Source organism: Sulfuricurvum sp. (assembly GCF_049277495.1).
Taxonomy (GTDB): Bacteria; Campylobacterota; Campylobacteria; order Campylobacterales; family Sulfurimonadaceae; genus Sulfuricurvum.
Genome location: NZ_JBASYM010000073.1, coordinates 1 through 10,707, shown reverse-complemented (window position 1 = coordinate 10,707; position 10,707 = coordinate 1). Strand labels below are relative to the sequence as shown.

At 41.1% G+C, this 10,707-nt stretch carries 12 protein-coding genes, 5 tRNA genes and 1 pseudogene; 1 reads left to right on the top strand and 17 read right to left on the bottom strand.

The features are described from left to right. From WAO38_RS12960 to WAO38_RS12890, 15 genes and pseudogenes are all read right to left on the bottom strand, one after another. A pseudogene (locus WAO38_RS12960) lies at window positions 1-100 on the bottom strand (50S ribosomal protein L11); the annotation flags it as partial. A 21-nt stretch (window positions 101-121) separates the two neighbouring features. Further along, a complete protein-coding gene (gene nusG / locus WAO38_RS12955) occupies window positions 122-652 on the bottom strand; it encodes a transcription termination/antitermination protein NusG (protein ID WP_422237710.1) in 531 nt (176 codons plus the stop codon). A 9-nt stretch (window positions 653-661) separates the two neighbouring features. Further along, window positions 662-847 carry a preprotein translocase subunit SecE gene (gene secE / locus WAO38_RS12950; RefSeq protein ID WP_013461133.1) on the bottom strand — a complete coding sequence of 62 codons (186 nt, stop codon included), beginning with the start codon at window positions 845-847 and terminating at the stop codon, window positions 662-664. Between the two features lie 64 nt (window positions 848-911). After that, a tRNA-Trp gene (locus WAO38_RS12945) sits at window positions 912-987 on the bottom strand. A 33-nt stretch (window positions 988-1,020) separates the two neighbouring features. Then, the gene (gene rpmG, locus WAO38_RS12940; RefSeq protein ID WP_422237707.1) at window positions 1,021-1,173 is read right to left on the bottom strand and encodes a 50S ribosomal protein L33; all 153 of its coding nucleotides are present in this window, start codon (window positions 1,171-1,173) and stop codon (window positions 1,021-1,023) included. A gap of 37 nt (window positions 1,174-1,210) precedes the next feature. Continuing rightward, on the bottom strand, window positions 1,211-2,410 hold the full coding sequence (gene tuf / locus WAO38_RS12935) for an elongation factor Tu (RefSeq protein ID WP_422237705.1): 1,200 nt from the start codon (window positions 2,408-2,410) through the stop codon (window positions 1,211-1,213). A gap of 94 nt (window positions 2,411-2,504) precedes the next feature. Then, window positions 2,505-2,579 (bottom strand) — tRNA-Thr (locus WAO38_RS12930). A 99-nt stretch (window positions 2,580-2,678) separates the two neighbouring features. Next, window positions 2,679-2,755 (bottom strand) — tRNA-Gly (locus tag WAO38_RS12925). Between the two features lie 3 nt (window positions 2,756-2,758). Then, window positions 2,759-2,844, bottom strand: a tRNA-Tyr gene (locus WAO38_RS12920). A 53-nt stretch (window positions 2,845-2,897) separates the two neighbouring features. Beyond that, window positions 2,898-2,974, bottom strand: a tRNA-Thr gene (locus WAO38_RS12915). 67 nt (window positions 2,975-3,041) lie between these two features. Next, complete coding sequence (locus tag WAO38_RS12910; protein WP_422237703.1) at window positions 3,042-3,779, bottom strand: YaaA family protein; 738 nt, start codon at window positions 3,777-3,779, stop codon at window positions 3,042-3,044. Next, window positions 3,776-5,593, bottom strand: a complete 1,818-nt coding sequence (locus tag WAO38_RS12905) for a tetratricopeptide repeat protein (RefSeq protein ID WP_422237701.1) — start codon at window positions 5,591-5,593, stop codon at window positions 3,776-3,778. Before WAO38_RS12905 ends, WAO38_RS12910 begins: the two co-directional genes overlap by 4 nt. A gap of 154 nt (window positions 5,594-5,747) precedes the next feature. After that, complete coding sequence (locus WAO38_RS12900; protein ID WP_422237700.1) at window positions 5,748-6,899, bottom strand: calcium:proton antiporter; 1,152 nt, start codon at window positions 6,897-6,899, stop codon at window positions 5,748-5,750. A gap of 53 nt (window positions 6,900-6,952) precedes the next feature. After that, window positions 6,953-7,906, bottom strand: coding sequence for a magnesium/cobalt transporter CorA (corA, locus tag WAO38_RS12895; protein WP_422237698.1), 954 nt, complete (start codon window positions 7,904-7,906; stop codon window positions 6,953-6,955). Then, window positions 7,899-8,786 (bottom strand): radical SAM/SPASM domain-containing protein, encoded by an 888-nt coding sequence (locus WAO38_RS12890; RefSeq protein WP_422237696.1) that lies wholly within the window; start codon window positions 8,784-8,786, stop codon window positions 7,899-7,901. Before WAO38_RS12890 ends, corA begins: the two co-directional genes overlap by 8 nt. Before the next feature lie 12 nt (window positions 8,787-8,798). Between WAO38_RS12890 and WAO38_RS12885 the strand changes: the two genes are divergently transcribed. Beyond that, entirely contained in the window at window positions 8,799-9,122 is a 324-nt protein-coding gene (locus WAO38_RS12885) for a thioredoxin family protein (protein WP_422237694.1), read from the top strand. Here WAO38_RS12885 and WAO38_RS12880 read toward each other — a convergent pair. Beyond that, window positions 9,106-9,858 (bottom strand): TrmH family RNA methyltransferase, encoded by a 753-nt coding sequence (locus WAO38_RS12880; RefSeq protein ID WP_422237692.1) that lies wholly within the window; start codon window positions 9,856-9,858, stop codon window positions 9,106-9,108. The genes WAO38_RS12885 and WAO38_RS12880 overlap by 17 nt on opposite strands. After that, window positions 9,851-10,707 (bottom strand): Na+/H+ antiporter NhaA (nhaA, locus tag WAO38_RS12875; protein ID WP_422237690.1); only part of this gene is annotated, 857 nt, incomplete at its 5' end. The genes nhaA and WAO38_RS12880, both read right to left, overlap by 8 nt.

The following is a 10,707-nucleotide window of genomic DNA, read 5'->3' as shown; positions in this document are numbered from 1 at the left end:
TAACACCACGTTGACCGAGTGCTGGTCCAACCGGAGGGGCTGGATTAGCAGCGCCGGCTTGTACTTGCAACTTGATGTAGCCCGTAATTTTCTTTGCCATTTGTGCTTCCTTTTTTTGAGATTAAATAATTTTTTCGACTTGCGTGTACGAAATATCTACCGGAGTACTGCGTCCGAAGATAGAAACATTGAGTTTCAATGTACCGTGTTCAAGGTCGTATTCATCCACCGTACCGGTGAAGTTTGCAAACGGACCGTCGACAATACGAACCATTTCTCCGTTATCGAAGTAAACCTTCGGTTTCGGAGCTGAACGGTTTGTCACACGATCCAAGATGACCGCAATGTCATTATCACTAAGCGGTGTCGGCTTATTGGATTCACCAATAAATCCGGCTACTCGCGGTAATGATTGAATGCGGTGCTGCAAATCGATGGAAAGATCCATATTTGCAAATACATATCCTGAATACAATGAACGCTCAGTAATTTTCTTTTTACCGTTTTTTACTTCGATAACGTCTTCGGTTGGGACGATTACTTCCGTAATAACTTCTTCAAGATGATTTTCAGCAATAATATTTTCAATAGCGGCTTTAACACTGCGCTCGCTACCGGCGTAGGTTTGAATCGAGTACCAACGGTGTGCCATATTTTTTCCTTAACTCAAAATTGCTGAAACGGTTGAAGACATAATGAAATCTACCAAGGCTAAGAACAAGACGACGAACGTTACAACCGCAATGACTGCAATAAATGCTTGCTTAACTTGCGGTTTGGTAGGAAAAATGACTTTTGCAAGTTCCATTTTCGCATTGTGTATTGTTTGACTTAATGTGTTTTTCATTATTTTGTATCCTCAGGACATTTCCAACGAATAAAGCCCGTAAGCATCATTAGTAGAAAATGGGTGGCAGGCCAGGAGGGATTCGAACCCCCAACAATCGGATTTGGAATCCGGCGCTCTACCATTGGAACTACTGACCTATCATTGAATTAGAATCCCCGCAGGGAAACGACTTAAAGTTTTGCTTCTTTATGAACCGTGTGCTCACGGCAAAATTTACAAAACTTTTTTACTGAGAATTTCTCAGTGTGAGTCTTTTTGTTTTTTGTTGTGTGATAGTTACGACGAGTACACTTCTCACAACCTAAATGGATAATTTCACGCATTTTTAACCTTATGTTCCGACCCTAGGGCCGGTTAAAATTATGCAAGGATTTTAGAAACAACACCTGCACCGACAGTACGTCCACCTTCGCGGATCGCGAAACGTGTACCATCTTCCATCGCGATCGGATGGATCAATTCAGCAACAATTTTAACGTTGTCGCCTGGCATAACCATTTCAGTACCTTCTTGCAAAGTGATCGCACCTGTTACGTCCGTTGTACGAACATAGAATTGTGGGCGGTAACCGTTGAAGAATGGAGTGTGACGTCCACCCTCTTCTTTGCTTAGTACGTAAATCTCAGCCTCAAATTTTGTGTGAGGAGTGATTGATTTTGGTTTACAAAGAACTTGACCACGCTCAACGTCTTCTTTCTTTGTACCACGGAGAAGAAGACCACAGTTGTCACCTGCTTCACCCATTTCCATTTCTTTACGGAACATTTCAACACCAGTTACGGTAGTTGTTTGTGTATCACGGATACCAACGATTTCGATTGTTTCACCGATTTTGATTGTACCACGCTCGATACGACCAGTAACAACGGTACCACGACCAGAGATAGAGAAAACGTCCTCTACCGGCATCAAGAAATCTTTATCAGTTTCACGAACTGGTTGTGGAATATAACGGTCTACCTCAGCCATAAGCTTTTGGATTTTTGCTGACCACTCACCAAGAGTACCAGTTTTTGCTTCTTCAAGAGCTTTAAGAGCAGAACCAGCTACGATTGGAGTATCGTCACCTGGGAAATCATAGGTATCAAGAAGTTCACGAATTTCCATCTCTACGAGCTCAAGAAGTTCTTCATCATCAACCATATCTTCTTTGTTCATGAAAACAACGATGTATGGAACACCGACTTGTTTTGAAAGAAGAATGTGCTCACGTGTTTGTGGCATCGGGCCGTCTGCTGCAGAAACAACAAGAATAGCTCCGTCCATTTGTGCAGCACCGGTAATCATGTTTTTAACATAGTCGGCGTGTCCAGGACAGTCAACGTGTGCATAGTGACGGTTGTTAGTTTCGTACTCAACGTGTGAAGTAGCGATCGTAATACCGCGCTCGCGCTCTTCTGGTGCATTATCGATAGCATCGTAATCCATCATTTTTGCGCCGTTTGTTACTGCAAGTACTGCTGTAATTGCTGCGGTCAACGTAGTTTTACCGTGGTCGACGTGACCGATTGTACCGATGTTACAATGTGGTTTTGTACGTTCAAATTTCTCTTTTGCCATAGTGTCCTCCGACTGAATGTGTAAATGAATTTGGAATTATACCAAAAAACAGCTGAAATAGCTTTCAAGCTTTCAAAAATTACAAAATTATTACTGGAGCTCACGAGCGGATTTGAACCGCCGACCTCTTCCTTACCAAGGAAGTGCTCTACCCCTGAGCCACGTGAGCATAAAACAATGATAAATATGTATTTGGAAGCTTAAAAACTATTTTACGGTTTTAAGGTAATGATGAAGTAAATATTGCGAATTGTACTTCAGCTCCCAGTGGAGCGGGAAACGAGACTCGAACTCGCGACATTCAGCTTGGAAGGCTGACGCTCTAGCCAACTGAGCTATTCCCGCAGATGGTGGTGAGAGAAGGATTCGAACCTTCGAAGATAAAAATCAGCAGATTTACAGTCTGCCCTCGTTGGCCACTTGAGTATCTCACCACGGCCGTATCTGGTCTAACACTGATAATTGTAATGCGTTTCCGATTTCTTAATGGTGCCGGCACGAGGATTTGAACCCCGGGCCTATTGATTACAAATCAATTGCTCTAGCCAACTGAGCTATGCCGGCATATTCCGAAATGGAGCTGAAATTATAGACATTTCAATCAAAAATGTCAAGAGCTTTTCGAAAGAAATTAAACGATGGTGTAAATGATCTCTTTTGTCTTCTTGGTTTCTATTATTTCATTCAGGATTAATCCCTCAATTTCGAGTGCTAAAAGTTCCTGTAACGATTCTACACGGTGCAGCGCCGCTTGTCGCAGGACACTCCCCCGATACGCTTTAGCCCAATGGCTGACGACTTTCCCCTCTTTGAGAAATTTCAAGGTTGTCGTTTTGATTTTCGGGACAAAAAACTTGTCATAAAATCCGGCACGAATGTCTAAAACTTCCTGATCGCCGATTTTCTCGTCCAATGCGGCACTAAAATGTTCTTTGTAAAACTTTTCGGGGGCGAAACTACCGATTGCCGAGCCCTGTTTGAGTTTATAATCGGGAATCGGATCACCCGCACGGATCGGACCGAACAAGTTTGAAAAAATAATGACCTTATCCTCGATATAGTGTTGAGCTTCTGCTGGGAGCGTCGTGTAGTTCAGATAGTCGTAGGCCACCCCGTCATAGCGTTCTACCGCTTTCATCGTCGGGGCTTTCTCAAACGGGGTTTTGTAGCGTTCGAACTCTTTGGACTCTTTAATCCCGAAAAGTTCCGCGAGCGATTCATTACTCCCCTCAGCTATCAACGTTTGATACTGTTCCATGACATCGAGACGTTTTGAATACAGTTCAGGGAAAAGAAGTGTCTCGGAATTCACAGGGGAAAGAGAGCCTCCCTGACGCTTTCCTTCACTCGGTGCAAACAGAATAATCATACAACTACCTTATCCGATATAACTGTCCAATGCTTGAAGGCTTCAATCGTATTTAACACTCTTTCTTTAGCATCCAAATCTGAAAATCCATTTGCCCAATCTTCCAATTCACTCCAGTTCCAATTACTGAAATCAGTATCTAAAAATTCTTCTTTAATTTTTTGAATTTTTTCGCTCTGTTCTACAAGTAATGAATCTTTAATGATTTGCAACAATTTTAATTTTATTAATTGCTTTTTGTCTCCTCCAATAAGCTGTTGATACTGCTCAACTTTATTCTCATCAAAAGGTTGATTGATAATAAGATTTAATTCAAATTGGTTGATAAGAGCTTTGGCTATTTTCTCTTGGATCATTAGTGACTGCTCTCCTTTAAATCGTTCAATAAGCTCATTATATGTCTCAATCGCTTTTTCATTTTCCTTCATACTTCCAAGATATGTTCCTTTATTATAGAGAGCACTAGCTATTTGTTCTTTGATCACTAATGACTGCTCTCCCTTAAATCGTTCAATAAGTTCATCACTCACCTCGATTGCTTTTTGTTTTTCTCCCATCCATCCAAGATATATTCCTTTATTATGAAGAGCTTTAGCTATTTGTTCTTGGATCATTGGGGACGGTTCTTCCTTAAATCGTTCAATAAGCTCATCATATATCTCAATTGCTTTTTGTTTTTCTTCCAACAGATTTAAGAAAACTCCTTTATTGTAGAGAGCAATCACTAATTGCTCTTTGATCGCTAGTAATTGTTCTCCCTTAAATCGTTCAATAAGTTCATCACTCACCTCAATTGCTTTTTGTTTTTCTCCCATTTGCTCAAAAATTATACTTTTATTATTGAATGCTTTGCCAATATGTTCTTTAATAAATAGAGACTGGGTTCCCTTATATAGTTCAATAAGCTCATCATATATCTCAATTGCTTTTTGATTTTCACCCACTTGATTTAGGATAACTCCTTTATTATAGAGAGCTACTGCTATTTGTTCTTCAATCAGTGTAGGTTGTTTTCCTTTAAATCGTTCAAGAAACTCATTACTTACCTCTATTGCTTTATAATTATCATTATTCCCATAATACGCAAGAGAAATATTGAACAATCTTTGTGCATATTGTATATCAGTAGGTTGACCAACCTCAATCGCTTTACGCCAATAATGAATTGCATCATTATATTTCTGTTGCTGATAAGCATCAAACGCAAGTGTATCCCAGTCATTAAAGGTATATTCACTTTGAGGTTTTGTTTTACTTATATACTCGGCTTGATTTCTAATTGCCCCGCCCTCATTTGCATTTTCTTCTAGTTCGGCTCTTGGTAATTTTAAATCTACTAACTGCATGTGCCTTTTCATGTTTTCTATCTCAATTTGAGAATTTTCAAGATAATTATTGTGTTCTTCTGTTTTTACCTTTGCATCATTTTGCAAAGTTGCTAATTTATTTTGAAAATCTTCGATTTGTTCTTTCAAATCTTCATTATTTTTTTTGAACCATTCTTCGGCCGCTTCTCTAGCTTCATCTTTTGCACGAGACTTCACACTAAAATAACCCAACACGCCACTTAAAGCCAAAACAATCGCAAGTATATTGATACTTCTATCTACATGCATATTGACCTCTTGAATTTGGTCTTTATACGCATCTATACTTTTAGTTTTATCATCTAAAGCATCGACTTTAGTTTTTAACTCATCGTTTTGTTTTTGCAGTATCTCAATTTTAGCTTTAGCTTCGCCCCGAAACTCAGCATCGCTTGCACCCAAACATCCTAGCGTTCCTAAAAAAAATATCATAACTATACGAATCATTATAAATTCCTCAAAATTAAAGTGTTTATTGTAATGCAACTAGGATTAAATGAATCTACAGTAGTAAAGAAAGCAAAAAAGTGTAACTTAAAGCGCGTATACTCTCTTCTAAAAAAATATAGCTAAAGGGATTCCGCTCCTTTAGCTTATAAAATTAGTAATAGGCCGAGATAATGGCGTAACTGAGAAAGAACATCATGTGTGATGCCCCCTCAAAATAGTTCGTCTCACCCTCATCCGTCGTTTTCCAGACTAAAAGGATCGTCAACAGCAAAGCTCCGATTTGAAGCGGATTAAAATCCAGGGTCAGATTGATCCCTGAAAAATAGGCCAGCATCATTAAAATAGGAACCGTCAGAATGATGGATACGGTTGAAGCTCCCATTGCAATGTTGACAACACGCTGAATCTGGTCATTTCGTGCGGCGCGTACTGCGGTAAAAATCTCAGGAGAGACACTGATAATAGCAATCACCAGACCGGCAAGTCCTGCAGAGATACCATATTCTTTTGCAATACGAACACCCTCACCCGCAAATATTTCTGCTCCGAACGCGATTATGGCAATCAAACCGAAGATAACCATAAAGTTAACCGCAGTAGTCAGATGCTCAAAAATATAATCACTCGAATCATTTTCATCGATTTCACCCTCTTCTTCTTCCTGCAGTTTACGTTTCAGGCGAAAAAAACGGCTTCGGGCAGTTGCTTTGAAAAAATGGGTGTGGGTACGGGTTTGAAAAATAAAAATAATAATGTAAAAAAGGAGCAGTACCCCTGCAATCAAATGGCTTACATGGGTTAACGAATCACTCCCGTGTTCGGTGTGACTCAAAAGTCCCGGAACCAGAAGAGCGCTGGAGGCGACGAATAAAACGGTCGTATAGGCGCTGGAGGTTTCTTTGTTATGCTGCTGCTGGGTAAATGCCAAACCGCCCAAGAAAACCGCCAAGCCGAGCAATACGTTCAAATCGACGATGACGGCAGAGATGATTCCCCCTTTGACCGTCTCTAAGACATCGGGAGAATGTTTGACTTCCAATAAAATAACATACAACAAGATTATCTCAACCGCTACTGCGCTAAACGTAAGGACAAAACTGCCGTAAGGTTCATGGAGTCGTTCGGAGAGAATATCGGCTACCTCGGCAACCGTAAGAGAGAGAGCGGCAATACCGATTGCCGAAAAAATAGTGGCTGACATCGATTCATGCTGAGCCTGAAAGACAAAACTAAGGGTTATGGCTGTGATACCGATAAAAATATCCCAATAGTCTTCAATAAAATAGCGTATCCGCCTATCCAATTCTTTGTCCTTTATTCATTAAGTAGAGAATCATACCATAATCGATGGGAGAATTAAATCCACCCTTTGCGCTTAAAAATATAAACCGGCAATATAGATGAAATGATCATCATAAATATCGACAGTAAATATCCGTATTTCCAATGCAATTCGGGCAAAAGATCAAAATTCATCCCATAGATACTGGCGATCAAGGTTGGCGGAAGAAAAACAACATTAACGATGGTAAACATTTTAATAACCTTATTTTGCTCAATGCTCAAAACACCGACAAATATATTTTGGAGATAATCAAGCCGTTCAAAATTAAAGTCAGTATAGTCGATCAACGATTTGATATCTTTCAGCATAACCGTCACATCATGTTTCAAGGCATGCTTATATTTACTCGATTTTAAAAATGCGCTCAAAATTCTCTGTTTATCATTGAGATTTTCCCGAATCTGCATATTCAAATCTTCTAATGAAGAGATACGTCCGAGTATCTCTTCATCCTCATTCGAATAATCGGTCAAGACATGTTTTCGGACACGGGTAATGTCTTTAGCAAGCTTTTCAATAATATCGGCATCCGCATCAATCCGAATATCTAAGATCTGACAAAAAATATCATACCCGGTCTCAAACTGTTTTGGAGCAGCAAAAAACTTTCGGTAAAACTCATCAAACGTATATAAAGTCGTATAACGGATTGAAATTAGAATATCTCGATAAAGGATAAAGGATACGGTCTCATTATGAGAGCTGTCTCGTGTATTTACTAAAAAATAACTGTTTATCTCTATTCTGTCACTCTCCTCCCAATAACGTGAACTGATTTCAATCTCTTCAGTCTCTTGTTTGGTAGGAAATTTAATGGTAAACGTATTTTCGATGAAAGCGATTTCATCATAGGTCGGCATAAGCATGTCAATCCAGATCACTTTATCGATTGCATCTCCGTCAAGCTCTGACATCGTATCGATAAACGCGATCGCATTTTCATTACGTACATAACACTTAATCATTTATTCCCCCTTTCGCAAATCGCGCCTTATAAGAGCACCTTTGGCACAACTCCTCGGTACAAACCCCTTTTGCAAAGCCGGCGGTTATTGTCTCTGAGCGTTTCGTTACCAGAATTTTACCCAAATTTGTGGCGTGCAGGTTACCCAGTTCGATAATACCCTCTCCATCCAAACAACAGGGGACGACACGTCCGTCTGCCAAAATCGCGATCTGCTTGCTCAGCCCATGGCAATAACCGTCCCCTGCGACCGGATTATTAAGACCGGGCCATTCAAAATAACGGTCAAAATGGAGTAAAATTTTGGACGCTAAACGGAGCGATTGGCGTTCACCGCTGGCCTGAGACGAGATGAAACCTTTTTCAAGGGCAAAATGCGTTTCCAAAAGAGCAAATAATTTTTTATTAAACTCTTGTTCACTTTGTGCCTCGTCCAGATTCCAAAGCCTTAAATTGATAAAAAAGTCTTCTTGCCGGGAAAGCTTCTCATCACAAAGCAGTAAGATATCGCTCATGTACGCTTCAAAAGTCCGAGAGACACTATTTTTATTAAAACTGTTCAATGAAATGTTAATTTGCCGAACAGCGGGATGAAAAAGGGTCTCTCTGCGCATAGCGTCCAAATAAAACCCGCTGGTTGTGATCATCACTTTGTGACCTGCGCGATCGGCGATCTCCAGATATTCTCTCAGATTGCCCAACACCATCGGATCACCCATGACATGCAAAGCGATCTCATCTGTGTAATTTTTCAGTTCCGTGACAACCGATTCGAAAAAAGGGAGGGACATGGTTACGGTTTTTTGAGATTTTGGAGGACAGAAACTGCAAGATAGCCCACAGATATTTGTCACTTCAACATAGGCACGGAAAAACTTCATTATAATCCCTTTATGCAAACCTTAGATACGATTAATCAAACACTGCAAACCAATGATGCGGTTATGCTTTATTTCAGTGCGCCGACATGCAATGTATGCCATGTACTCAAACCCAAACTCATTGAAGCCCTTAGCGAAGAATTTCCGATTTTCGTTATAGAAAGTATCGATATTTCCGAAACACCGGAGATTTCTTCTCATTTTAGCGTTTTCACTATTCCCACGGTACTGATCTTTTTTCAAGGACGCGAGTTTTTGCGAAAAAGCCGACATATGAGTGTCGGAGAAGTAGTTGAAGATATTCGCAGACCCTATACCCTTATGGTAGGAAACTGACAATCCCTGCCGTGACGGCAACATTGAGGGACTCTACACCCCGATACATCGGGATAGAGACGCTAAGAGTCGATGCACGCATCACCGCATCACTCACACCCTCCGATTCATTCCCCAATACAAAAACGGCACGTGAAGGAATTTTCAACGAGTGAATATCCTGCGTTGCATGGGACGAAAGGGTAATAATCGCCGTATCTTTAAGTCCTAAAATATCACCCAAATCTTCACAATAATAGATCGGGATTTTAAACAATGTTCCCGCACTCGCTTTCATGACCAAAGGGGAGAGCTTGGTGCTGTTGCGGCGGGGCAAAACGATTCCGTCAATCTTGCTCGCTGCAGCAGAGCGGACAATCATCCCCAGGTTCTGGGGATTGTTGATCCCATCAAGGGCCAGCAAACGAAAAGAACCCGGCAAATCGCTTTCGATCATCGCAGCGCTTCGATAGTTATGGGAGACGACATCAATTGCGACACCTTGATCCTGCGCGCTGTTTTTAGAAATACGCGAAAGGGATTCTTTCGTGTGGTATTTGATCTCTACCCCGCGCATTTCAGCTAATGCCAGGATTTCCTCAATCGTATCATCATTGCGATTGCTTTTAGAGAGGTGAAGTTTATGAATCTGCACCGCTTCATCACGCAACACTTCAACCGCAACATTACGCCCATAAAGGGTAATGAGCGAATCAAAAAAACGTTTCTTTTCTAAATATTCGGGAGAATCAGTCATCAGCTTCACTTTGTTTTAAACTTGTTTTTAAAATAATAAATCCTATCAATGCCGATGCGAAAGATCCCATCAGCACGCCCAAACGCTCATCGGTCAAAGCTATCCCCATTCCTCTGGCATGTTCAAATGCCAGTGAACCGATAAACAGCGACATCGTAAATCCGATTCCGCTGAGCACTGCCACCCCATAAAGATGTATCCAGCGGACTCCGTGCGGGAGCTTTCCGAATCCCAGTGCAACGGCCAGCACCGTAAAAAGAAATACCCCGACCTGTTTTCCAAAAAAAAGCCCGAGAGCAACTCCGAGTGTCACATGATCGACAAAATCTTTTACCGTTATATTCCCAAACGAGATCCCCGTATTGACAAAAGCGAAAATCGGCAAAATAACAAAATTGACCGGAGCATGAAGGGAGTGCTCTAGCACGTGAAAAGCGTTTTTGTTATTTTTAAGAGGGATCAAAAACCCTAATATGACACCGGCCAGCGTCGCATGAACTCCCGATTTCAACACCGCTGTCCATAAAACGATACCGACCAAAATATAGGCTGTATGATTGACCACTCCGCGTCGATTCATCACCACCAAAACAGTAATCATTGCCGCGGCAATGACCAGCGAGAGAGTCGAAAGATCCGTCGTGTAAAAAAGAGCAATAATAACAATCGCACCCAAATCGTCAATAATTGCAAGCGCCAATAAAAAAAGCTTCAAACCGACAGGGACCCGCTTGCCCAGCAATGTTAAAATACCCAAAGCAAATGCAATATCGGTCGCGGCAGGAATCGCCCATCCGCTAATGGCTACCGGATCATTATAATTGAACCAGGCATAGATCAGCGATGGAA

Coding starts and splice junctions, on each gene's coding strand:
- nusG (WP_422237710.1), bottom strand. CDS start 652: ATGGCACACCGTTGGTACTCGATTCAAACCTACGCCGGTAGCGAGCGC.
- secE (WP_013461133.1), bottom strand. CDS start 847: ATGAAAAACACATTAAGTCAAACAATACACAATGCGAAAATGGAACTT.
- rpmG (WP_422237707.1), bottom strand. CDS start 1,173: ATGCGTGAAATTATCCATTTAGGTTGTGAGAAGTGTACTCGTCGTAAC.
- tuf (WP_422237705.1), bottom strand. CDS start 2,410: ATGGCAAAAGAGAAATTTGAACGTACAAAACCACATTGTAACATCGGT.
- WAO38_RS12910 (WP_422237703.1), bottom strand. CDS start 3,779: ATGATTATTCTGTTTGCACCGAGTGAAGGAAAGCGTCAGGGAGGCTCT.
- WAO38_RS12905 (WP_422237701.1), bottom strand. CDS start 5,593: ATGATTCGTATAGTTATGATATTTTTTTTAGGAACGCTAGGATGTTTG.
- corA (WP_422237698.1), bottom strand. CDS start 7,906: ATGATTAAGTGTTATGTACGTAATGAAAATGCGATCGCGTTTATCGAT.
- WAO38_RS12890 (WP_422237696.1), bottom strand. CDS start 8,786: ATGAAGTTTTTCCGTGCCTATGTTGAAGTGACAAATATCTGTGGGCTA.
- WAO38_RS12885 (WP_422237694.1), top strand. CDS start 8,799: ATGCAAACCTTAGATACGATTAATCAAACACTGCAAACCAATGATGCG.
- WAO38_RS12880 (WP_422237692.1), bottom strand. CDS start 9,858: ATGACTGATTCTCCCGAATATTTAGAAAAGAAACGTTTTTTTGATTCG.